Annotated in this window: 22 protein-coding genes; 7 read left to right on the top strand and 15 right to left on the bottom strand. The window is 63.0% G+C overall.

What is annotated here, in order from left to right; all coding sequences use genetic code 11:
* Positions 1-2 precede the first annotated feature (2 nt).
* The 4 genes from H7692_RS05000 to H7692_RS05015 form a co-directional block, all read right to left on the bottom strand.
* Positions 3-542, bottom strand: coding sequence for a hypothetical protein (locus tag H7692_RS05000; protein WP_222135750.1), 540 nt, complete (start codon positions 540-542; stop codon positions 3-5).
* A 34-nt stretch (positions 543-576) separates the two neighbouring features.
* Positions 577-1320: a 3-oxoacyl-[acyl-carrier-protein] reductase gene (gene fabG / locus H7692_RS05005; RefSeq protein ID WP_222135749.1), complete on the bottom strand. Its 744-nt coding sequence runs from the start codon at positions 1318-1320 to the stop codon at positions 577-579.
* Positions 1321-1344: 24 nt separating this feature from the next.
* A complete protein-coding gene (gene fabD, locus H7692_RS05010; RefSeq protein ID WP_222135748.1) occupies positions 1345-2283 on the bottom strand; it encodes an ACP S-malonyltransferase in 939 nt (312 codons plus the stop codon).
* Positions 2284-2410: 127 nt separating this feature from the next.
* A complete protein-coding gene (locus tag H7692_RS05015) occupies positions 2411-3238 on the bottom strand; it encodes an LD-carboxypeptidase (RefSeq protein WP_201926391.1) in 828 nt (275 codons plus the stop codon).
* 177 nt (positions 3239-3415) lie between these two features.
* On the opposite strand from H7692_RS05015, the gene H7692_RS05020 reads away from it, so the two are divergent.
* The 4 genes from H7692_RS05020 to rplI all read left to right on the top strand — a co-directional run bounded on the left by H7692_RS05020 (position 3416) and on the right by rplI (position 6216).
* Complete coding sequence (locus tag H7692_RS05020; RefSeq protein WP_227339855.1) at positions 3416-4801, top strand: Mur ligase family protein; 1386 nt, start codon at positions 3416-3418, stop codon at positions 4799-4801.
* 158 nt (positions 4802-4959) lie between these two features.
* A complete protein-coding gene (rpsF, locus tag H7692_RS05025; protein ID WP_201926395.1) occupies positions 4960-5325 on the top strand; it encodes a 30S ribosomal protein S6 in 366 nt (121 codons plus the stop codon).
* An 11-nt stretch (positions 5326-5336) separates the two neighbouring features.
* Entirely contained in the window at positions 5337-5561 is a 225-nt protein-coding gene (gene rpsR, locus H7692_RS05030) for a 30S ribosomal protein S18 (protein ID WP_089217216.1), read from the top strand.
* A gap of 13 nt (positions 5562-5574) precedes the next feature.
* The gene (gene rplI / locus H7692_RS05035) at positions 5575-6216 is read left to right on the top strand and encodes a 50S ribosomal protein L9 (RefSeq protein ID WP_201926397.1); all 642 of its coding nucleotides are present in this window, start codon (positions 5575-5577) and stop codon (positions 6214-6216) included.
* Between the two features lie 373 nt (positions 6217-6589).
* Here rplI and folE read toward each other — a convergent pair whose 3' ends face one another.
* Positions 6590-7222: a GTP cyclohydrolase I FolE gene (gene folE, locus H7692_RS05040; protein ID WP_201926399.1), complete on the bottom strand. Its 633-nt coding sequence runs from the start codon at positions 7220-7222 to the stop codon at positions 6590-6592.
* A 432-nt stretch (positions 7223-7654) separates the two neighbouring features.
* On the opposite strand from folE, the gene H7692_RS05045 reads away from it, so the two are divergent.
* Positions 7655-10600, top strand: a complete 2946-nt coding sequence (locus H7692_RS05045; protein WP_227339856.1) for a TonB-dependent receptor — start codon at positions 7655-7657, stop codon at positions 10598-10600.
* Between the two features lie 111 nt (positions 10601-10711).
* Here the strand turns inward: H7692_RS05045 and H7692_RS05050 are convergent, their stop codons facing one another.
* The 3 genes from H7692_RS05050 to H7692_RS05060 form a co-directional block, all read right to left on the bottom strand.
* Positions 10712-13270 (bottom strand): TonB-dependent receptor, encoded by a 2559-nt coding sequence (locus tag H7692_RS05050; protein WP_227339857.1) that lies wholly within the window; start codon positions 13268-13270, stop codon positions 10712-10714.
* A 507-nt stretch (positions 13271-13777) separates the two neighbouring features.
* The gene (gene cueR, locus H7692_RS05055; protein WP_227339858.1) at positions 13778-14239 is read right to left on the bottom strand and encodes a Cu(I)-responsive transcriptional regulator; all 462 of its coding nucleotides are present in this window, start codon (positions 14237-14239) and stop codon (positions 13778-13780) included.
* Positions 14240-14255: 16 nt separating this feature from the next.
* Positions 14256-16739, bottom strand: a complete 2484-nt coding sequence (locus H7692_RS05060) for a heavy metal translocating P-type ATPase (RefSeq protein WP_227339859.1) — start codon at positions 16737-16739, stop codon at positions 14256-14258.
* A 154-nt stretch (positions 16740-16893) separates the two neighbouring features.
* Between H7692_RS05060 and H7692_RS05065 the strand changes: the two genes are divergently transcribed.
* On the top strand, positions 16894-17103 hold the full coding sequence (locus H7692_RS05065) for a heavy-metal-associated domain-containing protein (protein WP_201926407.1): 210 nt from the start codon (positions 16894-16896) through the stop codon (positions 17101-17103).
* A 150-nt stretch (positions 17104-17253) separates the two neighbouring features.
* Positions 17254-18036 (top strand): histidine utilization repressor, encoded by a 783-nt coding sequence (hutC, locus tag H7692_RS05070; protein WP_222135743.1) that lies wholly within the window; start codon positions 17254-17256, stop codon positions 18034-18036.
* Positions 18037-18042: 6 nt separating this feature from the next.
* Here hutC and H7692_RS05075 read toward each other — a convergent pair whose 3' ends face one another.
* The 7 genes from H7692_RS05075 to H7692_RS05105 form a co-directional block, all read right to left on the bottom strand.
* The gene (locus H7692_RS05075; protein ID WP_222135742.1) at positions 18043-18777 is read right to left on the bottom strand and encodes a PepSY domain-containing protein; all 735 of its coding nucleotides are present in this window, start codon (positions 18775-18777) and stop codon (positions 18043-18045) included.
* Positions 18774-19478: a PepSY domain-containing protein gene (locus H7692_RS05080; RefSeq protein ID WP_222135741.1), complete on the bottom strand. Its 705-nt coding sequence runs from the start codon at positions 19476-19478 to the stop codon at positions 18774-18776. Before H7692_RS05080 ends, H7692_RS05075 begins: the two co-directional genes overlap by 4 nt.
* Positions 19479-19489: 11 nt before the next feature.
* Positions 19490-22201, bottom strand: coding sequence for a TonB-dependent receptor domain-containing protein (locus H7692_RS05085; RefSeq protein ID WP_201926416.1), 2712 nt, complete (start codon positions 22199-22201; stop codon positions 19490-19492).
* Between the two features lie 456 nt (positions 22202-22657).
* On the bottom strand, positions 22658-23233 hold the full coding sequence (locus H7692_RS05090; protein WP_227339860.1) for a DUF305 domain-containing protein: 576 nt from the start codon (positions 23231-23233) through the stop codon (positions 22658-22660).
* Between the two features lie 88 nt (positions 23234-23321).
* Entirely contained in the window at positions 23322-23831 is a 510-nt protein-coding gene (locus H7692_RS05095; protein ID WP_227339861.1) for a DUF411 domain-containing protein, read from the bottom strand.
* 36 nt (positions 23832-23867) lie between these two features.
* Complete coding sequence (locus H7692_RS05100; protein WP_222135738.1) at positions 23868-24983, bottom strand: copper resistance protein B; 1116 nt, start codon at positions 24981-24983, stop codon at positions 23868-23870.
* Entirely contained in the window at positions 24980-26764 is a 1785-nt protein-coding gene (locus H7692_RS05105; protein ID WP_227339862.1) for a copper resistance system multicopper oxidase, read from the bottom strand. The genes H7692_RS05100 and H7692_RS05105 overlap by 4 nt, the downstream gene beginning before the upstream one ends.
* Positions 26765-26871: the final 107 nt, after the last annotated feature.

Raw genomic sequence — 26871 nt, forward strand, 5'->3', positions numbered from 1 at the left:
GATCAATCGAGGAAAGTCTTGCGCCGGTTCCAATAGATGGATGTCGACGCCGCATAGGCGCCCACCAATTCCCAGATCTTGGGATCAACCTTTTCGATGTCGACGCCGCTGTCGATATAGGCCTGGACGATCTTCATGATCTGCTCCTCGCTCATTTCCTGCGACAGGTCGGGATTGGCGCCCGTGGGGCCAAAATCGAGCGCGCGGTCGATCACGACCGTCGACATATTCGATTCGGCCATACGGCTGCTCAGCCATTCGCGCGCGACGCGCGCGATGCTGTAGTCGAAATAGGCGGTCTTGAGATCCGCCGCTATTCCCTGCGATTCGGCACAGCCGTCGACGATAGCGACGAGTTCCTTGATCAGCGCCTCTTGCGCGTCGGCGGCGCCTTCGCCAACCATCGCCGACCCGAGCAGCGACCTTTGTCCGACGTCCATGCCGGCCACGCCGCAGTCGAGCTTGGCGCCCTCCTGCGCCGCGGTCGCCGCCGGCAGGGCGGCCAGCATCAGCACCAGGCCAGCCGGAAATGCCTTCATCATTGCCGTTCCTTTCGTGGCCGGCGCCAAAGCCGCATTATGACAGCATCGCCATCCCGCCATTAACATGAAGTGTCTGGCCGGTAACATAGCCCGCTTCCTTCGACGCGAGATAGACGACCGCCGCGGCAATGTCGCTCCCCTCGCCCATCCGGCCTGCGGGGATTCGCGTGTTGAGCGCTTCTTTCTGCGCGTCGGGCAGGTCGGCGGTCATTGCCGTCGCGATAAAGCCGGGCGCGACGCAGTTCACGGTGACGCCGCGGCTTGCGAGCTCCTGCGCGAGCGCCTTGGCCATGCCGGTGACGCCTGCCTTCGACGCCGCATAATTGGCCTGCCCCGGATTGCCCGTCGCGCCGACGACGCTGGTGATCGAGATGATGCGCCCGAAGCGCGCCTTCATCATCGGCTTCGCCGCGGCGCGCGCGAGGCGAAAATTGGCCTCGAGGTTGATCCGGATGACATCGGACCATTCGTCATCCTTCATCCGCAGGATCAGATTGTCGCGCGTGACGCCGGCGTTGTTGACGAGGATGTCGAGCTTTCCGCCCAGCGCCTCGACCGCCGAAGGGACCAGCGCATCGACGGCATCGGCGTCGCCAAGGTTACACGGCAGGGCGACATGATCGCCGCCCAGCGTATCGCGAAACGCGTTCAGCTTGTCGGCATTGGACCCCGAAACCGCCAGCCGCGCCCCCTGCGCCGCCAGCGCCTGCGCGATGGCCGAGCCAATGCCGCCCGAAGCGCCGGTAACAAGGGCAGTCATGCCGGTAAGATCGAACATGAAAATTCTCCTGATATGCGAAATTCAGAGCGCTTTGATGAGCGCCTCGATATCGTCCATCGAGATCAGGCTCGTCACCTCGACCTCGCCCGACGCGCTGCGTTTGACCATCGGCCCGAGCACCTTGCCGCCGAATTCGACGAACTGGCCGACCCCGATATCCTCCATCGCGCGCACGCTTTCGCGCCAGCGGACGCGGCCGGTGACCTGTTGAACCAGCAGATCGCGGATTTCAGCGGCGTCGCTCACCGGGGCCGCCGTCACATTCGCGACAACGGGGACGAGCGGCGCGGCGGGCGGGTTCGTACCGAGCGCTTCGGCCATTGCATCGGCGGCGGGCTGCATCAGCGGGCAGTGGAAGGGCGCCGACACGGGGAGCAACACGCCGCGCTTGATCCCGTAATCCTTGACCAGCGCGACGGCGCGCTCGACCGCGCCCTTGTGGCCCGAGATCACGACCTGCGACGGGTCGTTGTCGTTCGCGACGGTGCAGACCTCGCCGTCGGCCGCCGCGTCGGCGAGCTTTTGCGCGGTGTCGATGTCGGCGCCGAGCAGCGCCGCCATCGCGCCGACGCCGACGGGCACCGCGGCCTGCATCGCCTGCCCGCGCGTCTTCAAAAGCCGTGCCGTCGTCGCAAGATCGAACGCGCCCGCGGCGCACAACGCGCTATATTCGCCAAGGCTGTGCCCCGCGACATAATCGGCCTTCGCGGCAAGCGTCACGCCGCCCTCCTTTTCGAGCACGCGCAAGGTCGCAATCGCATTCGCCATGATAGCGGGCTGGGCATTCTCGGTCAGCGTCAGCTGATCCTCGGGCCCCTCGCTCATCAGCTTGAACAGATGCTGGCCGAGCGCGTCGTCGACCTCCTGAAACACCTCGCGCGCGACGCTCGATGCTTCGGCAAGCGCCTTGCCCATGCCGACCGATTGGCTGCCCTGTCCCGGAAAGATGAATGCGCGCATGCCCCTGCCTTCATAATCGTCGTCCCCGCGAAGGCGGGGACCGTTGGAGTTCCTTGTTTTCGCCGCCGGGATATCCCGATGGCGGCCCCCGTCTGCACGGAGGCGACGAGTCCTGCCGCCTATTCGCTCACCCCGCGCGATGCAAGCCGAAGGGCACGACCTTGTTGTCTGCGTCATGGCCGATGTCGGCACGGCCCAGCCAGGGGATGTTGCAGCGGTCGCACCAATAGCGCGCAATTTCCTCGGCATCGCTGCCGAACGGGCGATCATTGTCGGGTATGTCGCTGACACGCCCCAGCCGCAGCCCGGCCAGCCCGCGCGGGCCAAGGCTTGTCGCCATGTGGAAAAAGGCGCGGTCGAAGGCGTAGAGATATTCGCTGACCTCCTCGACGATCAGCACATGACCGGCAAGGTCGGGCTCGAGCGGGGTGCCGAGCAGCATCGACAGCGTCATCAGGTTGAACGCCGCGTGGCGAGCGCCATGCTCCAGCCCCGCCTCGCATGCCGCAGGATCGCGCGCGACCAGCCAGTCGAGCGCGCGCGCCACCGCCGCATCGCCGCCCTCGCGGCGGATGTCGGCGACCATCGGCCCGTGCGCGACATGGTCGAACCCGTCGCGATAGAGGCAGGCGAGCAGATTCCCTTGGTCCGAATAGCCGAGGAAAGCCTTGCCGCGCGCGGCACCGGTCATCGCCGCGACCGCGTCCTCGGCAATCCGCGCCGCGCCATATCCGCCGCGCGCGAACCAGATCGCGTCGATGTCGGGCCGGTTCGCCATTTCGACCAGTGCAGCAAAGCGATGCCCATCTTCGCCCGCGAAATGGCCGTGGACCGTAAAACATTGCTCGTCGAACACGAGCTCGACATCGGGGTAGCCGAGTGCGGCAACCGCGCGCACGGCTTCGGCATCGTCGGGATATATGGGTGTCGACGGGGCGACGATTCCGATGCGCATAGATCGACTTTCGATTTCCGTTCGTGTCGAGCGACGCCTGTCCTGAGCCTGTCGAAGGATCGAGACACCCCGAAGGCCGGAGCCAAGTCGATGGGCATCTCGACTTCGCTCGATGCGAACGGGAAAGGGAGTGTCGCCCTTGTTGCAAACCCTTCGCCAAGCCCATATCGCGCGGGCATGTCCGAAAACAAATCCTATTTCTTTTGCGGCGTCGGCGGATCGGGAATGCTGCCCCTGGCGCTGATCGTCGCGGCGCGCGGTGCATCGGTCGCCGGGTCCGACCGCAGCCGCGATCAGGGGCGCAGCGCAGCCAAGTTCGACTGGATCGAAAGCCGAGGCATCGAACTCTTTGCGCAGGACGGCAGCGGCGTCGCCCCGGGACAGACCCTCGTCGCATCGGCAGCGGTCGAGGATCACGTCCCCGACATCGCCGCCGCACGCGACCTCGGCCTGCCGCGCCTTACGCGCGCCGACCTCAACGCCGCGCTGTTCAATGCGGCGGACCATGGCGTCGGCATCGGCGGGACGAGCGGCAAGTCGACCGTCACCGGAATGCTCGGCTGGATTCTCGCGCAGGCAGGGCGCAATCCCACGGTGATGAACGGCGCCTATATGCGCAATTTCGCAAGCGGCGAGACGCCCTTCGCAAGTGCCCTTGTCGGCGACATGGCGACCTATGTCAGCGAGGTCGACGAAAGCGACGGGTCGATCGCGTTCTATCGGCCCGACGTCGCGGTGGTCACCAACATCAGCCTCGATCACAAGAGCCTTGATGAACTGCACCAATTGTTCGGCGACTTCGCTGCCAAGGCGCGCGTTGCGGTGGTCAACGCCGACGATCCCGAATCGGCACCCCTGCTCCGTGGCGACAACGTCATGCGCTTCGGCTTTTCGGATGCCGCAGCGGTACGCGGCAGCGATTTCGAGGCGCTGCCCGACGGCTGCCGCTTCACCGTCCATTTCGCCGCCGACAGCCACGCGGTGCGCCTGCGGATGCCCGGGCGACACAATGCCGCGAACGCGCTCGCCGCTATCGCCGCGGCGCGCGCGCTCAACATCCCCGTCGCGCAATCGGTCGCGGCGCTCGCCGACTTTTCCGGGCTCGCGCGCCGCTACGAAGTCATCGGACAGGCAGGCGGCGTGACCGTCATCGACGACTTCGCGCACAACCCCGACAAGGTCGCCGCAACCCTCGCCGCCGTTGCCGAATTGCCGGGCCGCGCGCTGATCTTCTTCCAGCCGCACGGCTATGGCCCCCTGCGCCAAATGGGCAAGGAACTGGCGTCGAGCTTTGCCGCGGGAATGCGCGCGGGCGACAGGCTCTATGTCAGCGACCCCGTCTATTTCGGCGGCACGGTCGACCGCAGTACCGGGAGCGAGGCGCTGGTCGCCGACATAGTCGCGCACGGCGGCGATGCAGCGCACATCGCGAGCCGCGACGATTGCGGCGCAGCCATGCTCGCCGAGGCACACGCAGGCGATCGCATCCTGATCCTCGGCGCGCGCGACGACACCCTCACCGAGTTCGGACGCGAGCTGCTCGAAAAGCTCGCGTGCGCTTGATTCCGTCGCCGAAACCTGTATAGGCGCCCCCATTCGGGGCGAGGCCTTGCGCCTGTCGCCCCGTTTGCTTTGCACCAATACGCAAAGCCGGACGACAGCCGGAGGGGTTTCGCGATTGGCGCGGAATCAGCGATCGGCCAAATCGAAGGACGCAAACCATGCCGTTTTACGAGCATGTCTTTATCGCGCGTCAGGACTTGAGCCAGGCTCAGGTCGATGCGCTGGCGGAAACCGTCACCAACATCATTACCGAGCACAAGGGCCAGGTTCACAAGACCGAAACCTGGGGCCTCAAGCAGCTCGCCTACAAGATCGCAAAGAACCGCAAGGGTCATTATGTGATGCTGTCGGCCGAAGTCGAAGGCGATGCGATCGCCGAGGTCGAGCGCCAGGCCGCGATCAACGAAGATATCATCCGCTGGCTCACCATCCGCGTTGACGAACTCGAAAAGGGTCCGTCGGCGATGATGCGCAAGCAGGAACGCCGCGGTGGCCGCGGCCGTGACCGCGCCGGCGAAGAATAAGGAACAGCATCATGGCACGACCCTTTTTCCGCCGCCGCAAGACCTGCCCCTTCAGCGCGAAGGACGCACCGGTCATCGATTACAAGGACGTCCGCCTGCTCCAGGGTTACCTGTCGGAGCGCGGCAAGATCGTCCCGTCGCGGATCACCGCGGTGTCCACCAAGAAGCAGCGCGAGCTGGCCCGTGCGATCAAGCGCGCGCGCCACATCGGCCTGCTCCCCTACATTGTGAAGTAAGGAGGGCAGCGTCATGGAAATCATCCTGCTCGAACGTATCGAGAAACTCGGCGGTATCGGCGACGTCGTCACCGTCAAGAACGGCTTTGCCCGCAACTATCTGCTGCCCAACAACAAGGCGCTGCGCGCGAACGAAGCCAACAAGAAGCTGTTCGAGGCGAACCGCGCCAAGATCGAATCCGACAACGCCGAACGTCGCACCGACGCCGAAGGCCGCGCCAAGGACATCGACGGCAAGCAGGTTGTCCTGATCCGTCAGGCGTCGAACACCGGCCAGCTTTACGGCTCGGTCGCGGTGCGTGACATCGTCGAAGCGCTGGCCGAGGACGGCGTCGAAGGCGTCACCAAGGCGATGGTCGAGCTCGAACGCCCGATCAAGTCGCTCGGCCTGTTCGACGTCAAGGTCAAGCTGCACCCCGAAGTCAGCGTGACCGTCGGCGTCAACGTCGCCCGCTCGCCGGACGAAGCCGAGATGCAGAAGGAAGGCATCGACGTCATCGCCGCGATGTTCGAGGAAGAACAGGCCGAAGCCGTCGCTTCGGCACTCGAACCCGACAGCGAAGACGAGTTCGAAGAGGGCACGCCCCCGTCGGAAGCCGCCGCCGAAGAAGCAACGGCTGCCGATACGGACGCCGAGGAAGACAAGGAAGCCTGAGCTTCTCTCCTCTCGCGAGACAGAAAAGGCCTCGGAACGCTGGTTCCGGGGCCTTTTTCCTTGGAGTCCGGTTCGGGGGGATTTGCCGCTAGTTCCTCCCTGTGGCGAAGCCATGGGGAGGGGGACCGCTCGCGAAGCGAGGGGTGGAGGGGCCGCGCCGCCAGCGCCATCAGCCCCTCCGTCAGCCCTTCGGGCTGCCACCTCCCCATGCCTGCGGCACAGGGAGGATCGAACGTCCTCAACCGGTCGATTTCAGACCTTCGTCATCCCGGACCTGATCCGGGATCCACGACCGCGCTGAAGGCATTGGCTTCGGATCAAGCCCGGGGTGACGACGAACCGCGATTGCGATTTCAAGTCGCAGACCGGTCGCCTAATATCCCATCAGGCTCAGCACTTCCTTGCGGCTGCGCTCGTCGTCGAGGAAGCAGCCGAGCAGGCGGCTCGTGACCATGCCGACACCCGGCGTCCGCACACCGCGGCCGGTCATGCAGCCATGCTGCGCGTCGATCACCACCGCGACGCCATGCGGATGCAGATTGTCCCAGATGCAGCGCGCGACCTCGGCGGTCAGCCTCTCCTGCACCTGCAGCCGCCGCGCATAGCCGTTGAGGACGCGCGCGAGTTTGGAAATTCCGACAACGCGGTCGCGCGGCAAATAGGCGATCGACGCCTTGCCGGTGATCGGCGCCATATGATGTTCGCAATGCGACTGGAACGGAATATCGCGCAGCAGCACGATCTCGTCATAGCCGCCGACCTCCTCGAACGTCCGCGACAGATGAACCGACGGATCGTCGGCATAGCCCGAACAATATTCCTTCCACGCGCGCGCGACGCGCTTTGGTGTGTCGCGCAACCCTTCGCGCGCAGGATCGTCGCCGGCCCACTCGATCAGCGTGCGAACGGCGTCCGCGACATGGTCGGGCACCACCAGCTTGCCGTCGCGATCATAGCGGTCGTCGACCAAATCGCCATCGCCTGGAGTTCCACTCGATCCCGTCATTGCCCCGCTTTCACTGTTGCTTTGATGCCGCACATTTCGGGACGAATGCGCGAAGAAGCAAGCCCGCGATACCAAGTTTTTATCCTCCGCCATCGGGTTGACGTTGCGGAAACCGCGCTTTTCACGCGGTTGGACTCACAAGAAAATCTGGCGCCGATGCCGCCGAACAAGTGGCTTGACGCTCGCGTCAACTGGGCGCAGTTTTAACCCATTACAGAGTCCGCCCAAGCGGACCGTAATCCGGAGAGGCCGGTGTTTTCCCCGACACCGGTGGGAGAGGACGATGACCAGCGCAGCTGGCAGGTGGGAAAACGACACACATCTGGCCGACCTGGCCCGGTGCTCCCTGCCATGCAGGTCACACTCCTTCCCTTAGTCACAAATCTGATTTGGGCGACCCGCACCCGCGGGATCGGAAAAGGGAGGACATTGATGAAGTTCAACGCATTGATCGGAAGCTCGATCCTGGCGATGGCGGTGGCGACACCGGCAATGGCGCAGAGTGGAGATACCGACGCCTTCGGCGGCGAAATCGTCGTGACGGCACAGCGCCAGTCCGAACGGCTTCAGGACGTGCCGATCGCCGTCAGCGCCTTTTCCGCGGAATCGCTGGAGGCGCAGCAGATCGAGAACCCGTCCGACCTGCAACTCACCCTGCCCAATGTTACCTTCACCAAGACCAATTTCACCTCGTCGAGTTTCACGATCCGCGGCATCGGCGACCTTTGCGTCGGCGTCAGTTGCGACAGCGCGACCGCGATCCACCAGAATGAATCGCCGCTGATCGGCACCCGTCTGTTCGAAACCGAATTTTTCGACCTCGAACGCATCGAGGTGCTGCGCGGGCCACAGGGAACGCTGTTCGGCCGCAATGCGACCTCGGGCGTCGTCAACGTCGTGACCGCCAAGCCCGACCTCAGCGCCTTTGGGGCCGCGGGTGATTTCGAATATGGCAATTACAACAGCATCAAGGTCAAGGGGATGGTCAACCTGCCGATCGGCGACACGCTGGGCGTGCGCGTGGCGGGCTTCTATCTCAACCGCGACGGCTATACGAAGAATCTGTTCGACAACAGCCGTATCGACGACCGCGACATGTACGCGGTGCGCGGGTCGATTCGCTGGCAGCCCACGCCCGACACGACGCTCGACCTCCTCGGCTATTATTTCCGCGAAGAGGACAACCGGCTTCGCATCCAGAAACAATATTGCCAGCGCGATCCCACCGGCGTGCTCGGCTGTCTGAACAACCGCCGCGATCCCGGCGTCACCAATGCGAACTCGACCTTCGTCGGCGTGCTGACGAGCCGCGAGTTCCTGGCGATCCGCGGCATTCCGACCGCCTTCGGCCTTGGCAGCCTCTATGGCCCCGACGCGCTGTCGACCTTTCAGTCGAACCCCGATCCCCGCATCGTCAACACCGACTATACGCCGAACTATTTCTCGGACGAGCTCCAGATCCAGGGGCGGCTCGAACACAGCTTCGGCGCGATCAACGTCTCGCTCGCGGGCGTCTATCAGGAAGCCAGCGTCGACAGCAGCCAGGACTATAACCTGTCGATCCAGGACCGCAGCTTCTTCGCGCCGGCGCTCAATACCCTTGCCGCAGCGGCAGCAGGCGGCATCCCGGGGCTCCCGGCCGCTTATTTCGCCCCGATCGCGGCGGCGCTGATCCCCGGCGGTCCCAACGGCCCGCTCTGCACCTCGCTCGCCGAGGAATCGGGGCTCGGTTCCTATGGCGGCTTTTCGACCTGTACCGCGACGCCGCAGGATTTCGACCGGTCGAACCAGGACAGCAGCAGCTGGTCGGGCGAGCTCATTATCAGCTCCGACCTCGACGGCCCGTTCAACTTCCTCGTCGGCGGCATCTATGGCAAGTCGCACCTGACCGAGAACAGCTATTATGTGAACTCGTTCGGCATCGACTATCTGACCGGCATCCTCGGCACATTTACGGCGCTCGGCAACCCGCCGGCTGCGGGTGGCCCGCTGGCGCCGTCCTTCCTCGCCACACCCTTTTTCCGCAACAACACCGACGATCTGCGCGTCCGTTCATACGGGCTGTTCGGCGAAGGCTATTTCGAGTTCAACGATACGCTCAAGCTGACCGCCGGCCTTCGCTACACCAATGATCGCAAGGCGGTTCGGGCACGCTCGACGCTTGCGAATTTCCTCACGCCGTTCGGCCAGACGGGCAGCGCATTCGATTCGCCGTTCGTCGGCACTTTCGACGCCGACCCCGGCACTGCGGGCAACCAGTTGTTCCAGGAACGCCGCGTCGGCTTCGACGAGGTGACCGGCCGCGCGGTCATCGACTGGAAGATTACTCCCGACAATCTGCTCTATGCGAGCTATTCGCGCGGGTATAAATCGGGCGGCATCAACCCGCCGCTGCAACCGGTATTTGAGGTCGACGAATCCTTCGTGCCCGAAATCGTCAACGCGTTCGAGATCGGGTCGAAGAACCGTTTCGGAGCCCTGCAAATCAACGTCACGGGCTTCTATTACAAATATAAGGATCTCCAGCTCAGCCGCATCGTCGCGCGTACCTCGGTGAACGACAATGTCGACGCCGATATCTGGGGCCTCGAAGCCGAAGCGGTGATCACGCCGACGCCCGATTTCGTCGTCAACCTCGGCGCGAGCTATCTCAATACCAAGGTGTCGAGCGACAAGTTCCTCGGCAATCCGCGCGATCCGTCGGGCGGGCGTTCGGACACGGTGATCATCAAGGACATCACCAACGGTTCGAACTGCGCCGTGGTCCCGACGACCGCAGGCAATGCCGTGGGCGTCCAAACCTATGTCGCCGCTGTCAATTCTGACCCCGCGTTACAACTACAGCCGCCGACGAGCTTCGGTCCGAACAGCGGCATCAACTCGCCGGGCGCCTTCGGCATCTGCTCGGTGCTCGCAGCGACGGCCGCCAACCCGCCGGCGCCGCTCCGCGCGCTGTTCGGGGTGCCGACGGGGCCGCTGCCCTTCATTGTCGAAAACGCAGGTGTGCCGGTCAACATCCGGGGCAACAAGCTGCCGCAGGCGCCGAACGTCAAGTTCAACGCCGGCGTGCAATATACGCATCATTTCGCCAACGACATGTCGCTGACCCCGCGTCTCGACATCACCTACACCGGCGACAGCTATGGCAATATCTTCAACGGGCGGATCAACAAGATCAACGGCTATGCCCAGGCGAACGCCCAGATCCAGCTCAATGGTGTCGACAAGAAATGGTATGTGAAGGCGTTCGTTTCGAACATCTTCGACAGCCAGCCGGTCACCGGCCTTTATGTCACCGACCAGTCGTCGGGCCTGCTCACCAACGTGTTCACGCTCGATCCGCGCCGCTACGGCATTGCGGCCGGCTTCAGATTCTGACGCCACCCGGCACCCAAGAAAAGCCCCGCCCTCTCACGCGAGAGGGCGGGGTTTTTGTTTGGGCGCGATGTGCAGGCGGGGGCGAGGCACCGCCCCCGCACGCGGCACGCGTCAGAATTTGAAACGCACCGTGCCGCCATAGGTGCGCGGCTGGCTGGGATAGCCCGACACGCTGCCCGACTGCGCAACAGCCGGGAAGACCGTCGTCAGATATTGCGCATTGGTGAGGTTGCGGCCCCACACACCGACTTCGAGGCCGTTGGTCAGCGCGATCGTGAACGACGCGTTCAACTGGTTCACCTCGCGCTTCAGCGAGTCGGCGACAGCCTGCGGAATCCCCTGCAACCCCTCGACGATCCGCACCGGGCTTTCGTACAGATAATCGGCGTGGAAGATCGCGCGCGTGCCGCCCGCGAACTCGTGCGTATAGGTGCCGCCGAGCGACATCGACAGGTCCGCAATGCCGGCGGGCTTGGTGCCCGAAATGTCCCCGAACGCCGAATTGACGAAGCTGTCATATTTGGGGTCGAGATAGGTCATCGCCAGCGTCAGGTTGAGCCCGCGGACCGGGCGCACCGATCCGTCGAACTCGATGCCGAAAGTCGACTGCTTGCCCGCATTGGCGAGTGCGAAGCCGGTGCCGGTGAAGATGTTCGACTGGAACCCCTTGATCGACTGTTTGAACACCGCAAGGTTCAGTGCGGCGACCGACCATTGTGCCTTCAGCCCCGCCTCATAGACTTCCGATTCCTCGGGATCGGCGAAGCGCGAACCCGCAACCAGATTCGGTGTGCGAAGCCCGCCCGAGGTGATCGCGGGCAGGTCGGCGGCGAGCGGACGGCTGTCGCGCGACAGGTTGACCGAGCTCGCCTTGAAGCCCGTCGCATAGGTCGCATAGACATTGACCGTGTCGGTCAGCTCGTACGACAGGCGCGCGCTATAGGCGAGGTCGCTGTCGTTCGTCCGCCCATCCTCCACCGCGTTCGGCAGGTTCAGGAACGGCGGCAGGAACTGAAAGGCTTTCAGTCCTGCAAGCGGGTTCGCGCTGCTGCCGTCGGGCAAGGTCATCGTCGGGTTGGCGGCAAGGAAGGCCGCAGTCGCGGGATCGACGCCGGCGCCGATCAACAGTGCCTGACGGAAGGGCGTATAGGCAGCCGCGTCGAGGTTCACGCCCGAAAAGACGTCGTTGCTGATGACGTCGGTCGCAAAGCGCTTGCGGTCCTTCGTATAGTTGGCGCCGACGGTAAGCATCAGACGGTCGGTAAACTCGAAATCGAGCGTGCCGAAAATCGACCAGGCGGTGTTCGACATGCGATACGCCTCGTCGAGCCCGTCGCCTGCGCGGAAAAAGCTGCCGACATATTTCGTCGGAGCGCCTTCGAGCGCGCCCAGCGTGCCTTCGAGCATGGCGACATTGAGCGCATTGTCCGACGCCGCGCGGATCAGCTGGTCGCCATAGGGGCGGAAGTGCGTCCCGAAGCGAATGTCGTTCTTCTGGTCGATCTTTTCGTTGAAATAATATCCGCCGACCAGGAAGTTGACCGGACCATCGAAGTCCGAGGTGAGCCGCACTTCCTGCGTCCAGGTGTCGATGCCAAGCTGCTGGCTGTTCTGGCCGATCAGGTCGGCGCTCGTGAAGTCCGAATCCTGGTTCGTGTCGGCGCGCACTTCGCGATAGGCGGTGATCGACGTCAGCGCGAGGTTGCCGAGGTCATAGTCGATCTGCGCCGAACCGCCGTAATTCTCGATCTCGTTGGTCGACAGGAAATTATTATAGACACGGTACGAAAAGGGGTTGTTCGCGTCGACGCTGGGGCCGCCCGCAAGCGCGTTGGTGATTGCAACCGTCGGTCCCGCGATGACATTGCCCGCGATACAGCAATTTTCGTCGATCTTGTCGTAATCGGCGATCAGGCGGATCGACAGCGCGTCGGTCGGCTCGAACAACAGCTGGCCGCGAAGACCCCATCGGTTGCGGTCGTTGACGTCGGTGCCGAGGTTGACATCATAGGCATAGCCGTCGCGACGGTTGTAATTGCCGCCGATCGAGAAAGCGGCGGTGTCGCTGATCGGCCCGGTAACATTGCCCTTCACCGTGATCGCATCATAATTGCCATAGGTCGCTTCGACCGAACCGCCGAAGTCATATTGCGGCTTTTGCGTGACGATGCTGATGACGCCCGCCGACGCATTCTTGCCGAACAGGGTCGACTGGGGGCCGCGCAGCACTTCGACGCGCTCGAGGTTCGGAAGATCGCCGATCTGCGCCGCCGAGCGCGAGCGATAGACGCCGTCGATGAACACGCCGACCGAGGGTTCGATACCCGCGTTGTTTGCGCCATTACCGAAACCGCGGATGATGAAATTGGTGTTCGCGCTCGACTGGAGCTGCGACACGCGCAGGCTGGGGACCGCCGACTGGAGGTCGATCAGGTCGCGGATCTGGGCATTTTCGATTTCGGCCGCCGAAGCAACCGAAACCGCGATCGGCGTATCCTGCAGGGTCTGCGAACGCTTCGAGGCCGTCACGATGATTTCGTTGCCGTAATCGAATGCGTCGACACCGCCGCTGCTGTCGGTGGACGCCGCGGCGTCCTGCGCGTGGGCAAGGACAGGAAGATTTGCGGCGCACAGCATGGTGGCGCCCAACAAGATGTTGCGCAAGGTCATGATGGTCTCTCTCTCCAACCCGCCGAAACCTGACCCATCGGGCCTCTGGAGGGGATGCTCCGGCAGGAACCTTCCGACCTAATCCGGCGTCCGCCGAGGTCAACAACAGCGCAGCGGAGATTTGGATTTTGCAAAAATTTGTGGCCAAAAAGCAACAGTTTACGCTACGGAAGCCGTCGCCGTTCCGTCACGGGTGCGTCACAATGAAGGAAGTGATTGTGGTGCCGGGGACGCGATCCAATTGAGAAGTAACGTTTTGAAAAACGCAGAATCTTTTTACTTGCAATTTTTTTGTTACCGCCATTCTGTGCGATTTTCGGGGGTTCGATGCCGAATTTCGACAGTTTGTGCAACAGATGCGGTGATTCGTTTGAGGGTACGACCGACTATAATCCAGAGCGTCGAATCCCGTTTGGCCCGTTACCCGGATAACAAGCAGGCAGTTTCGGTGCAGCCTCGATTAAAGCGGAGAATCAGACATAGACTCTGGCAAGATGGCGCCTGAATTCAGCGTCGCGGGGGTACGGCACGCTCATTTGTTACTCCGAAGCGCCGGTTTGGACGCCGAGAAGAAAGCGGCTGCCCCGCCTCCAGCCCCGCAATTATGGGACAGTCGGGTCTCGCATCACCCGTGCAACAATCTGCCAAGGATTTAAGTGTATCGGCCATTTCCTGGAGATGCCGCGCCTTTTGCTCGAGTAGCCTGATCTGATCGAGCGCCATCCGCTTTACATCGGCGCTGCGACGGCCCTGGTCGCGCCAAAGACCAAGCAAATCCCTGATCTCATCGACCGTAAAGCCCAAATCACGCGCGCGTCGGACAAATCGCAGGTTGTGGACGTCGCGGGATCCATAGGATCGATAACCGGCATCGGTGCGGGCCGGCGCCTCTACCAGGCCTACCTTCTCATAATAGCGGATCATCTTGGCCGACACGCCCGAAGCGCTTGCAGCTTCGCCAATGTTCATCTGATTGTCTCCCCTATCAAATTGCCGACGGGACGAAACGCTTGAGGCGCAGCGCATTGGTTAGCACGAATACCGATGACAGTCCCATCGCTCCGGCCGCAAGCATGGGCGACAGCAAGGTGCCGCTGGCAGGGTAAAGCAAACCTGCCGCAACGGGAATCAACGCGGTGTTGTAGCCAAACGCCCAGAACAAATTTTGCCGGATATTGGCCATTACTGCAGAGGACAGTGCGATCGCCTTGGGAACATTCCCGAGGTCGCCCGCCATCAGCACGACGTCGGCCGCCTCGATCGCAATGTCCGTTCCGCTGCCAATCGCAATACCGACATCGGCTGCGGCGAGCGCCGGCGCGTCGTTGATCCCGTCACCCACAAAGACGGCCTTGCCGAAATCGTTGCGGAGGGCTTCAAGCGCGCTGACCTTGCCGTCCGGCATCACCTCGGCCACGACATGGTCGATGCCGGCCTGACGCGCAATCGTGCGGGCGGTGCGCACATTGTCGCCAGTGATCATCGCGACCTTCAGCCCCAGCTTGCGCAAGGCGGCAACGGCCCTGACAGCCTCCGGTTTCAAGGGATCGGCTACCGCAACCATGGCGGCGAGGCGGCCGTCAACTGCCACATAGAGCGGAGACTTGCCGTCGTGACCGAGGTCTGCCGACAAGTCCTCGAACGATGCGACGTCGACACCCAACTGGTTCAGATAGCGATCGGCGCCGATGGCAACCCGCCGCCCCGCGACTTCCGCTTCCACCCCAAATCCGGGGCGCGCCTCGAATCGGCTGACGGCAGGAAGCGTCAACCCTTCGGCCTCGGCAGCCTCCACGATCGCGCGCGCGATCGGATGCTCCGATTTCGCCTCGATCGCCGCGACCATCGCAAGAAGCTCGTCGCGCGGCGATGCATCAAGCACGATGAAGTCGGTGAGCGTCGGGCGCCCTTCGGTCAAGGTGCCCGTCTTGTCGAGCGCGACGATCTTTGCTTCGCGCAACGCTTGAAGCGCCTCGCCCTTGCGGAACAACACGCCCATTTCGGCCGCCCGGCCGGTGCCGACCATGATCGACGTTGGGGTGGCGAGCCCCATCGCGCACGGGCATGCGATGATGAGCACAGCGACCGCATTCACCAACGCAAAACCAAGCGCGGGGTCAGGCCCGAACAGCAGCCAAATGATGAACGTGAGCGACGCCAACGCGATTACCGCAGGCACGAACCACATGGTTACCCGGTCGACGAGCGCCTGGATCGGCAGTTTGGCGCCCTGCGCCTGTTCGACCATCCGGATAATGCGCGCAAGGACGCTCGCCTCGCCCACGGTCGTGGCGCGAACGGCAAGATTGCCTTGCCCGTTGATCGTGCCGCCGACGACCTCGGCGCCTTCGGATTTCGCGACTGGAACGGGTTCGCCGCTGATCATCGATTCGTCGACGAAACTTTCGCCTTCGACGACGACGCCATCGACCGCTACGCGCTCACCCGGTCGCAGTTCGACGACATCACCGCTTTGAATCTCTGCAACGGGCAGTTCGACGATCGCGGTTCCCCGGCGAACACGCGCGGTCTGCGGCGCAAGGGCAACGAGCTGCTCGATTACGCGCGACGTCCGCCCCTTCGCTTTCGCCTCGAGCCAGCGCCCTAGCAGGATCAGCGTCACGATCACCGCCGCTGCCTCGAAAAAGACATTCACTGTTCCGGGCGGCAGCCAGTGCGGTGCAAAGGTTGCGACGGTCGAATATCCCCAGGCGGCCATGGTGCCCAGCGCGACGAGCGAATTCATGTCGGGCGCACGCCGGAGCAAGGCCGGAACGCCCTTGGCGAGGAAGGCGCGGCCGGGGAACAGGAGGACGAGGCTGGCAAGGACGAATTGCAGCGTCCAGCTCGCCTGCATGCCGATCGTGCGCATGACCAGATGATGGAGCGGCGGAAAAAGATGTGAGCCCATTTCGATCACGAATACGGGCAGCGTCAGTGCAGCCGCGATCATGAGGTTCCGTTGCAGCACCGCGGCCTCGGCGTCGCGTTTCGCCGCATTGCCGCTGTCGACCGCTGCCGAGACACGCGCCGCTCCATAACCGGCCTTCTCGACGGCATCGATGAGCGTTTCGGCGCTCACGCCCGCACCTGCGGTGACGAAGGCGCGTTCGGTCGCCAGATTGACCGTCGCCGACTGGACCCCCGGGACATCGGCGAGGCTGCGCTCGACCCGTCCCACGCACGAGGCGCAGGTCATGCCCTCTATGCTGAGCTCGATTGGCGCAGGTACGGGGACAATATAGCCTGCGGCACCGATCGCACTCACCAGATCGGCGACATCGACATCGTCCGCGACGCTCACCGACGCGCGTTCGGTGGCAAGGTTGACCTCGGCGCGCTGGACGCCGCGGACGCCCCGAAGCGCTTTTTCCACGCGGCCGACGCATGACGCGCAGGTCATGCCTTCGATTGGCAGGCTGATATCGTGGAGCGCTTGGCCCGGTATCTGAGTCGCGGCGGTAGCCATCTTGAAATTCCTCATAGATTTCGAAGCTGGCCCGAAAAATGCACCTTCCAAGTATGGTAAGGTCAAGTCCGAAAATTATCCTGAAATGGCTTGACCTTCCAACGCTGGCACACTGCATCCCCCGCTCCACACCGTAATCTACAGGAGAAAAAGCGTGGAATTTCACATCGAGAATATGACCTGCGGCGGATGCGCGCGTGGCGTGACCAAGGCCATCGAAACAGTCGACCCCGGCGCGAAGGTCGATGCGCGGCCCGCCGAACGGACGATCAGTGTCGCAACCCGCCTCTCCGCCACCGAAATCAAGCGCGCACTGATCGCGGCCGGCTTCCCGCCGACGACGGGCAGCACCGCCAACGATTAACTGCCTCAACAGAGGGGCCGGTTCGGCGGGGCTTTCCCGGCCTCCGCCGAACGAACAATCGCGCTTCACGAAGCCCAGGCGGTTTCGATTGCTCGATTTTTTTCACTTGGCCGGTTGGAAAATCACGTCTGCAACCTGTATAGACGGGTGATGACATCACGTTCGCCACTGGCGGTCTCGGATTCGGACCATCCTGCATCGACTGCCGAAGGCAACGACGACGAAGCGATTGCTCCACGCTATGCCGTAATCAAACAGCGCATCGCCGATGCCATCAAGGACGGATCGCTCAAACCCGGCGACCGGGTGCCATCGGAATCAGAGTTGGTGCAGCAATTCGACGTGTCGCGAATGACGGCCAACCGTGCGCTTCGCGAGCTCCAGACCGCAGGCGTTCTGGTCCGGCGCGCCGGGAGCGGCACCTTTGTCGCCGAGCCCAAGCCGATCGGCCAGCTGATCGAAATCCGCAACATTGCTGACGAGGTGCGGGCACGCGGCCATGTGTATCGCGCGCGCGTGATCCAGAATCGTGCCGAACGCGCCAATTCCGACACCGCGCCTCTTATCGAGGCCCGGCTCGGTACCAAGCTTTTTCATTCGATCATCGTCCACCATGAAGATGAGTTCCCGATCCAGATCGAGGAACGCTTTGTTCTGGGCTCGATTGCTCCCGATTATGACAAGCTCGACTTCACACAACTGACGCCGAACGAATATCTGTCGCGCATCGCTCCGCTCGAACGGGTCGAGCATCGGGTCAATGCGATGATGCCCGACGAGCGGACACGGACCATGTTGGGTCTCGCCGACAGTGAGCCGGTTTTGCGTATGACGCGCCGCACCTGGAGCGCGGGGCGTCTTGTCTCGCATGCCTGGTTGACGCACCCCGGCAAGCGCTTCGAGTTGACCGCAGCCTTTTCGGTCGACGACTGACGCCCCTTAGCCGGCGTCCGCCACGACCGTGGGCTTGCGGCGGCGACGCAGCCAGCGGAAATCGGCTCGGCTGAAGCTTTTGAAGAGCAGGTAGAAGCCCGTTCCCGAAAGCCACAATACGCCAAAGGCCATAAAGATGATCAATGGGTGGTTGAAGCTCTTCCGATCAATGTAGTCCATATTGTGGAGCATCCAGAAGAAGTCCCAGGTGCGCCATGTGTCGCCGCGCATGACAAGGAAGCGTGCGGTGTCGAGCGAGACATAGGCGCTGCTGTTCTCTTCGTCGTCAAAGTCGATGCGCCACATGGCGCCTTCGTGATCGCGCGCTTCGAGATTGGGCTTGGGAAGCACGCTCGCGCTCCGGATAGGCGCGTCGTTCATCATCGACGCGACGTGGCGTGCCAAGTCGCCATCGACATGGATTTCGTCGCCGCTGGTCGCATCGAACAGTTGAACCCCCGTGCGCGTCCGGATTTCATAGACAGGCCGGGCGCCGAGATCGCGAAGCACGATACCGACTATGGCTTTGTCATCCGGCAAATTGGCGAGATTGAAATAGGCGCCCTCCGGCAGAGGATGTGTGTGCGCCATTTGCCCGCCGTGGCCGCCGACGGCATCCTTGTCGAGAAGCGCCATCACCGAGCCGCTGAGCGCCCAGAGCAGGAATTGAATGCCGAGGATCAGGCCGACCCATTTGTGAATGCGCCGGAAGAAAAGCGGCGTCAGGCGGATAGGTTTCATGCCTTTTTCCTCTTGCGGCGGGGGAAAGACCAGATGAGCAACCACGCGCCGGTCAGCGCCATGGCAAAGGTGCTCCAGGTTACGACGCGCAGCAGCGGATTGTTGACGTCGCTGCGCTCGTCATAGTCCATGATGTGCAGCATCCACGCGAAATCGAAGACCCGCCAGAGCGCGTGGCGCCGCGAAATGAGTTCGCCGGTCGTCGGCGACAGATAGAGCGTCGGGCGATTCCACCCTTCGAACTCGACCTGCCAATAGGGCGGCTTGCGCGCCTGCATTTCGACCGGCGCTATGTCGAGCAAACGAGTGGCGACAATCTTTCCTTCACCGGCATAGATGCGCCGCGCCTGTTCCTCGATCTGGAACTTGGAAAGGGCAGGCAGCGGCGCACCCGTGACCGCATCGTACAGGCGGGCGCCGTCGGGAGTTTCGGCGCGCCAGACGGGGCGGTCCAAAAGTCGCTGAAAACGGACCTCGGACGTTCCGGGTGCCGCCGCGACGATCCGCGACGGCGCCACAAGACTTGCCACATCCACCGGTGTGGCTGCGGGAGCCCTGACCAGATGGTCACCGTGAATGATGTCGATATGCACCGCCACCATGTACATCCCGGTCAACGTCCAGAGCAGCGCCTGGACGCCCACCGCGAGGGCGAGCCATTTGTGCGTCCGCCGGACGAGAAGCGGCCATCGGATTGCCATGTCGCCCTTCCTCAGAACGCCGTGCGGAAACCGACATAGAAGCGCCGGCCGAGCAGATCATAGGTCATCGTGTCGGTGTTCGCATCGGTAAAGCTCTGGATATAGGGCGCCTTGCGATCGAACAGATTGTCGACACCGACCTGGAAGCGGGTCTTGTCATTGACCTCATAGGCAAGCTGGAGGTTGTGGTAAAAGACGTTCGGGGTGCGATAGCCGATGTCGCCCGGGTCGGCGTTGAAGTCGGTGGCCTTGCCGATCCACTGGGTCGACCAGGTCGCACTGACCTCATCCTTGGCGAGCGTCAGCACGCCATAGCCGCGCCATTTCGGATAACCGCCGTTGCCGCCGCCGATGAAGCCGTCGAATTCGATCGGCGCACCGCCCGGGAAGGGATGGACGACATATTTGTTGAGGTAGGTGACGTTCATGTCGAACGAGACCGACACGCCGCCGACCATCTTGTTGTAGACGAGACCAAGGTCGAGCCCGTTCATTTCCTCGCGCCCGGTGTTTATCGGCTGCGCCGAGAGGAACGTCACCTCGCCGGTCAGCGGACTGCGCGTGAAATCGTCGCAGAAAGGATGCGACAGATTCTGGCTCGCATAGCATACGGCAAGCTTGGTCGATCCCGGGATCGCCCGGATCGCGTCCTTGATCTTGATGTCGAACCAGTCGGCGGTGAGCGACAGGCCGGGGATCATCGCCTTGGGCGAGATCACCGTGCCGACCGTCCAGGTCGTCGAGCTTTCGGGCCGAAGATCCTCATTGCCGCCGACGGTCGTCAGGATCGTCGTGCCGAGCTGGACATAGTTGGCGGGTACGCCCGATGCCTGGCAATTGGCAATCAGCGTCGCGTTGCCGCTCGTCGAATAGCGCGAGCAGGGATCGGTAGTGGTCAGATTGCCTTCGGATACGCCGCCGAACAATTCGGGGACGTTGGGAATGCGGAAACCCGTGCCATAGGTTCCGCGCAGGCGGAAGCTGTTGCTGATCATCCAGTCGGCGCCCAGCTTGTAATTCCAGTCGCTGCCGAACAGGTCGTAGTCCGAATAGCGGACCGCGCCGTCGAGCGTCAGCGCCTCAAAGAAAGGCTTGTCGGCGAGGACCGGTACCGACAGTTCGAGATAGGCTTCCTTCGCCGTGCTCGATCCCGAAATCGGGTCCTGCTGGTTGGTGTTGGCGACGCCGAGGACGGTCAGCGGATCGGGATCGCGCCAGCCCTTTTCCTTGCGATAGACGACGCCCGTCGCAAAGGAGAGCGGTCCGGCGGGCAGTTCGAACAAGCTGCCGGTCAGGTCGGCCGTGACGGTCGCCAGTTCGTTGCCGCCGCGGTCGCGCGAGGTGAAGAGGATATAGTCGAGCACTTCCGGCGTCAGGTCGCCCGCGCCCAGATAGTCGCCGCACGGGATCGCCGCGCCCGGCGCGGTGCTGCACTTCGACGTGTCGATCGTGTTGCGCACGCGCTCGAGGTTGGCGATGTTCGTCGACCCGTCGACCGCGGTGTTGCGGCCAAAGCTGCCCGCGACATTCCAGTGCCAGTCATTCGACAGTGCGCCGCGCAGGCCGAAAGTGCCCTGCCAGGTATCGGTTTCCTGGAAGAACTGGCGCGGCCCCGGCTCGGCGAGGCGGCGCTGGATGAGGACGATATTCTCGCCCGTGGGGTTGGTCGGGTTGGTCGCTGAAATCGCCAGATTGCGCAACGTGCCGGGCGTCGCGATCTGGTTCGACTTGCGGAAGGTATAAAGAAATTCACCAAATGCTTCGACGCCGTCCGACAGGTCGTAATCGACGAAAAAAGCGGTGCTGACGCGCTCGATCGGGCTGACCGCGTTCAGAAAGGGCGCCGAATTGAAATTATGCTTGGCGGCGCTGTAGGGCTCAAAGAAATCGCCGTCGCCGCCGAGCACCTGGTTGAAGTTGATCTGCTGACCGTTGGGCAGCACAGCGCGCCCGCCGATCGTCGAGGCGCTGTTGACGCAGCTCAGCGCGCCCGGCGTGGTTTCGGCGAGCGAACAGGGCGCGCGCGTCGCCATGTTGACCGCCTTGGTCTTTTGGTAGGTGACGGCAGCCATGAAACCGCCGCGGTCGTTGCGTATCCCCCAGATGAGGTCGGCGGTGAAATCGGCCCCGTCGCCCTTTTCCGTGATGCCCTGACGCAGGCTGACGCCCAGACCTTCATAGTCGGTGCGCGTCACGAGGTTGACGACGCCCGCCATCGCGTCGGCGCCATAGATCGCCGACGCACCGTCCTTGAGCACGTCGGTGCGCGCGAGCGCGACCACAGGGATCATATTGAGGTCGGGCGACGAGTTGGCGCCCGTTCCGCCAGCGACGATCCGGCGATCGTTGAGCAACACGAGCGTGCGCTTGATACCGAGGCCGCGCAGATTGACCTGCGCGGTGCCATAGCCGTTGCCGGTCCAGTAAGCCGAGGTCTGGTTGCCGGCAAATCCGGCGTTTGCCGGCAGGCGCTGGAGGACGGTTTCGATATTGACGAGGCCGGTATTCTCGATCTGCTCGGCCGACACTACGGTGGCAGGACCGACGCCGGCAAGATCCTGACGGCGGATGCGCGACCCTGTTACGATAATGTCGGATGCCGCTTGCGAGGCAGCGGCATCGTCGTTCGCGGCCATGGGCGCTTCGCCGCTCTGGGCGTGGGCGGGCAGCGTAATGATTGCGGCAACAGCCGCGCTCGCGAGCAGAAATTTCCTGGATGACATGGAGAGACCCCCCTTCGGTTACCGGACGGGGCCGAGAGAGCATCAAATGTATATACAGGTCAACACAAAAATTCGTTTTTTATCAACGCGTTAAATCTATTTGCGCTCAATAGAGATGACAGTTCTATTACGCAGGCGCGCGGATCATCCCTCACAACTCTGTTCAATTTTTTTGTTCGTGCGAAAATTTGTGCGACAAGGCGTCACCGTCGGCCCCTACACTCCGGAAAATTCCAGGGCGATGTAGCAGGGTGCCAAGCGACGGGAGCCGGAAATGCCGAGTCGCGCCATCGGTATGCCAAAACCATAGATCGCGGAGAGTCGGCCATCTTCAATTGGGTCTGATCGTCACGCACACTTGCCTTCTCTGACCGGACAGGTCCGAAATTGCGCGGCCTTGCCACTCCCGACGCGATCGTCGCCCGTGTGGCTGCGAAGCGCATTCCTCTTCCCTCATCAGGGCGCGCTTCGTTCGACCGGCAAAATCAGGGTAGCGACGGGCGCCTTCGCGTCCCCGACATTTGTCTCTGCGTGCGGGGCGCGAACGCCGTTCGACTCGATATCGGCGATCAGATATTTCATCTCGGCAATTTCGCGCCGCTGAGCCGCGATGATTTCGTTCGCGAGCGCACGCGTGCGCGGATCACGGATGTGGGCGCGCTCGCTCGTCATGATCGCGATCAAATGATGCGGGATCATCGCACGCATATAATCGACGTCATCGATCGTCTCCTGGCTGCGGACGAGCCAGAGCGCCGTCGCAAACACGACCACGGCCGTTCCGAGGACGAGGTAATTTTTGCTTGGGTTACGATACATCGACCGCATGAAGAGCAGCATCACGACCATCATCGCGGCGCCCATGATGAACGCCATCCAGAAACGCGTTTCGCTCCAGAAAATATGAGCCGCGCTATAGGTATTGAGATACATCAAGCCAAACATCACGGAAGTCGATGTGCCGATCATCGCCATGAAGCGGGTATAATTTCCGCCGTGTGACCGATCTTCGACATTCCGGCGATCCGTCATCGTTGGTTCTCCTGCCGTCTGGAGTATCAACGGTCATGGGCGGGCGGGGTTGCCCGGTCACTGATGTTACTGTCCGGCGCAGTTGCGATCAGGCGCGATAGGTCCGGCTGTTGCCCGCTCGATCGAATGCCATGACCTCAAAGGGATCGATGGTTCCGTCCGCCATTTCCATACCCGGCGAACCGCGCGGCATCCCCGGAACTGCGAGCCCGACAATGCCGCGCGGCCTATCATCGATCAATTTTGCTACATGCGGCATCGGGACATGCCCTTCGATGGCATAGTCACCGATAATCGCGGTGTGGCACGACGCGAGATCGGCCGGAACTCCATAGCGCGTTTTGACCGCCGTCATATCCGCCCGGTTGACGACTTCGACGCGGTAGCCTGCGACGCGCGCGATTTCGGCCCAGTCTTCGCAGCAGCTGCAACCGGGGTCGCGGTAGACGAGCATCGCCTTGCCGACGCCATCGTCGGATGCACCGCCATCGCGCGCGCCGGCATCCGCCGCCATGCCGCGGTTGCATCCGGCGAGCGTCGCGCCGGCAATTAGGGTGCCGAAAAGGACAAGCTTCCGCCTGTCATAGACCAAGGTCAAAGCCTATCTCCCTGCCAGCCGAATCGACATGATGTGTCAGAACCAGGCACGCACCCCGACAACGAAACTCGTGCTTTCCACGCTTTCGCCTGCAAGGCGCGCGGAGCGGGCCGTGTCGCCGAACTTCCGGCTCCATTCGACGCCGATATAAGGCGCAAATTCGGGCACGATCGCATAGCGCAGGCGAAGTCCGAGCTCGACGTCGGAGAGACCCGATCCGATGCCGTTCGCAGGCATGTCCTGAAGCGAAAAATTGGCCTCGATCGCGGGCTGCAGCACCAGCCGCTGCGTGATGCGCTGGTCATATTCGCCTTCGACCCGCGCGAGCACGTCACCCTTGTCGGACAGGAAGAGCGCGCCTTCGACTTCGAACCAATAGGGCGCGAGCCCTTCGATCGCGAGCGTCGCATAGCTACGGTCGGGGCCGCCCCCGAAATCCTGCCGCACGCCAGCCTGCGCATTGAAATAGGGGCCGATTGCACGGCTATAGAGCAGTTGCACCTCGCCCTCTTCGAGCCCTTCACCGATTTCGCTTTCGCCCTCGCTCTTGATCGTCAGCCGGTCGATGTCGTTGCCGTACCAGGCTTCGCCTTCCCAACTGAGCCCGTCGTGGCCCTTGCGCGCCTGATACTCGAAATCGAGATTGATGAAGCCAAAAGTCTGGGCGCCATTTTCTTTCATCATCTGGTGGCGCGAATGCTCCATTTCGGACGCTGGATAGATACGATCGGCATACCAGTCCGACGGCGGCGGCGGGGCCGGCGCATCGCCAGGGGGAAGGTCGGTGCCGACCGCGGCTTCCCCATGTCCTTCGGTGATGATTTCGCGGGGCGTGCAATGCCCCATCGCGGCATGTTCGGGGGTGCAATCGCCGTTGGTCGGCATGGCGGCGTGCGCGCCATCGTCCATATTGTCGCCGGGATCGGCTTGCATTTCGGTATCGCCATGCGCCCCATGGTGTTCGACATCGTTGTCCATGGTGCAATGACCCATCGCTGCATGCTCGGGCGTGCAACCAGACGCCCCGCCTTCGCGCGCGGGGGCCATTGGCGCCGAAGCGCCGTGCCGGGCATGCGGGTCCGCCTGCGCCGCGGCGGGCATTGCAAGCGCGAAAGCAGAGAAGCTCGCGAACAACAGGGAAGCGCGCCTCATGCTGCATCCTCCCGCGGGCGAACGCTCACGACGCGCATCATTCCGGCGTGCATATGATAGAGAAGGTGGCAGTGAAACGCCCAGTCGCCGAGCGCGTCGGCAGTGAAGTCGAAGGTTGCGATGCCGCCGGGCTGCACAATCACCGTATGCTTGCGCGGCGCATGGTCGCCCTTCCCCGTCACCAGCTCGAAAAAATGGCCGTGCAGGTGAATGGGGTGGCTCATCATCGAATCGTTGATCAGGTTCACGCGCACGCGCTCGCCCTCGATGAAGGGAATCGGCTCGTGATGGTCGGACATCTTCACGCCGTCGAACGACCACATGAAGCGCTCCATATTGCCGGTCAGATGGATGTCGAGCGACCGGTCTGGCGCACGGACATCGGGGTTGCGGTCGAGCGCGACCAGATGGTGATAGGTCAGCACCTCGTGCCCCACATCTTCGAGCCCCTGACCCGGTTCGCCCATGCGGTCGACCGGCATCGGCGAGATCGATTGCACGCTCGGGTCGCGCTTGACCTGCGGCGCGACATCGAAATCGCGCATGCTGTGATCCATACCGCCGTGCCCGCCATGTCCCATCGCGGCGTGATCTGGTTCGGACGCATCTGCGACCGTACAATGGCCCATCGCCGCATGCTCGGGCGTGCAGCCGGCATCGCCGCCCGACATTGCCCCCATGCCCATATCCTTCATCGTCGCGAGCGGGCGCGCGCGCAGCGCCGGAACGGGCGCGATCATACCCACCCGCGGTGTGAGCGTCGCGCGCGCCATGCCCGAACGGTCGTTGGCTTCGGCAACGAAGCTGTAGGCACGCTCCTCGACCGGCGTCACGATGACATCATAGGTCTCGGCGACACCGATCTGGAATTCGTCGATCTCAACCGGAACGACGTTGAGCCCGTCGGCCTGGACAACGGTCATCCGCAAGCCGGGGATGCGCACGTTGAAGATCGACATGGCCGACGCGTTGACGATGCGCAGCCGCACGCGCTCGCCCGGAGCGAAGAGCGCGGTCCAGTTGTCGCGCGGCCCATAGCCATTGACGAGGAAGGTGTAGGTCGACCCGTTGACGTCGGCGACGTCGGTCGGGTCCATCCGCATCCGGCCCCACTCGACTCGCTCCTTGAGCGGCTGATCCTTGCCCGCGAGCAATCCCGACAAAGTCTGGCGCTGGCGATTGAAATGGCCCGGATTGACCTTCATCTTGCGAAAGATTTCCTCGGGCGCAAGCCGGCTGTGGTCGGACAGAACGATCACATGCTCGCGGTCGTGCGCGATGGGGTCTGCGCCCGCGGGATCGATCACGATCGGTCCGTAGTGGCCGAGCTGCTCCTGCAATCCTGAATGGCTGTGATACCAATAGGTCCCCGACTGGACGACGGGGAACTCGTAGACAAAGGTCGAGCGCGGCTTGATGCCGGGGAAACTGACCCCCGGCACCCCGTCCATCTGGAAGGGCAGGATCAACCCGTGCCAGTGGATCGAGCTGTCTTCGTCGAGGTCGTTGATCACGGTAAGACGCGCCTGCTGTCCTTCGCGAAGGCGAACGAGCGGCCCGGGAATCGTGCCGTTGATGCCGATCGCGCGGCTCAACTTGCCGTCGATCCGCATGGTCTGCCGCGCTATGCGCAGACGGATGTCATTACCCGAGACGGTCGGCAGCGTGGCGGCGAGCCCCGCCGAAACAGGCTGCGCCCGGGCCGGAAACCACGCGGCCATCGCTGCTGCGGCGCCGCCGCCCAATGCTCCGCTGACAAAGCGGCGTCGATCTATCTGCATTTTCTTCCCGACATTGTTGGTCTTATCCAGCCATACGCAGGCAACAAGGGCATCCCTCACCCGCGGCCCGAAATTGCCGCACGGTCGGCGGCTATCCGATTCCGGCG

The organism is Sphingopyxis sp. P8, from assembly GCF_020622175.1.
Lineage (GTDB): Bacteria > Pseudomonadota > Alphaproteobacteria > Sphingomonadales > Sphingomonadaceae > Sphingopyxis > Sphingopyxis jiangsuensis.

Excerpts from the sequence above, each read along its gene's own strand:
- H7692_RS05000 (WP_222135750.1), bottom strand. The coding sequence starts at position 542 with ATGATGAAGGCATTTCCGGCTGGCCTGGTGCTGATGCTGGCCGCCCTG.
- fabG (WP_222135749.1), bottom strand. The coding sequence starts at position 1,320 with ATGTTCGATCTTACCGGCATGACTGCCCTTGTTACCGGCGCTTCGGGC.
- fabD (WP_222135748.1), bottom strand. The coding sequence starts at position 2,283 with ATGCGCGCATTCATCTTTCCGGGACAGGGCAGCCAATCGGTCGGCATG.
- H7692_RS05015 (WP_201926391.1), bottom strand. The coding sequence starts at position 3,238 with ATGCGCATCGGAATCGTCGCCCCGTCGACACCCATATATCCCGACGAT.
- H7692_RS05020 (WP_227339855.1), top strand. The coding sequence starts at position 3,416 with ATGTCCGAAAACAAATCCTATTTCTTTTGCGGCGTCGGCGGATCGGGA.
- rpsF (WP_201926395.1), top strand. The coding sequence starts at position 4,960 with ATGCCGTTTTACGAGCATGTCTTTATCGCGCGTCAGGACTTGAGCCAG.
- rpsR (WP_089217216.1), top strand. The coding sequence starts at position 5,337 with ATGGCACGACCCTTTTTCCGCCGCCGCAAGACCTGCCCCTTCAGCGCG.
- rplI (WP_201926397.1), top strand. The coding sequence starts at position 5,575 with ATGGAAATCATCCTGCTCGAACGTATCGAGAAACTCGGCGGTATCGGC.
- folE (WP_201926399.1), bottom strand. The coding sequence starts at position 7,222 with ATGACGGGATCGAGTGGAACTCCAGGCGATGGCGATTTGGTCGACGAC.
- H7692_RS05045 (WP_227339856.1), top strand. The coding sequence starts at position 7,655 with ATGAAGTTCAACGCATTGATCGGAAGCTCGATCCTGGCGATGGCGGTG.
- H7692_RS05050 (WP_227339857.1), bottom strand. The coding sequence starts at position 13,270 with ATGACCTTGCGCAACATCTTGTTGGGCGCCACCATGCTGTGCGCCGCA.
- cueR (WP_227339858.1), bottom strand. The coding sequence starts at position 14,239 with ATGAACATTGGCGAAGCTGCAAGCGCTTCGGGCGTGTCGGCCAAGATG.
- H7692_RS05060 (WP_227339859.1), bottom strand. The coding sequence starts at position 16,739 with ATGGCTACCGCCGCGACTCAGATACCGGGCCAAGCGCTCCACGATATC.
- hutC (WP_222135743.1), top strand. The coding sequence starts at position 17,254 with ATGACATCACGTTCGCCACTGGCGGTCTCGGATTCGGACCATCCTGCA.
- H7692_RS05075 (WP_222135742.1), bottom strand. The coding sequence starts at position 18,777 with ATGAAACCTATCCGCCTGACGCCGCTTTTCTTCCGGCGCATTCACAAA.
- H7692_RS05080 (WP_222135741.1), bottom strand. The coding sequence starts at position 19,478 with ATGGCAATCCGATGGCCGCTTCTCGTCCGGCGGACGCACAAATGGCTC.
- H7692_RS05085 (WP_201926416.1), bottom strand. The coding sequence starts at position 22,201 with ATGTCATCCAGGAAATTTCTGCTCGCGAGCGCGGCTGTTGCCGCAATC.
- H7692_RS05090 (WP_227339860.1), bottom strand. The coding sequence starts at position 23,233 with ATGACGGATCGCCGGAATGTCGAAGATCGGTCACACGGCGGAAATTAT.
- H7692_RS05100 (WP_222135738.1), bottom strand. The coding sequence starts at position 24,983 with ATGAGGCGCGCTTCCCTGTTGTTCGCGAGCTTCTCTGCTTTCGCGCTT.
- H7692_RS05105 (WP_227339862.1), bottom strand. The coding sequence starts at position 26,764 with ATGCAGATAGATCGACGCCGCTTTGTCAGCGGAGCATTGGGCGGCGGC.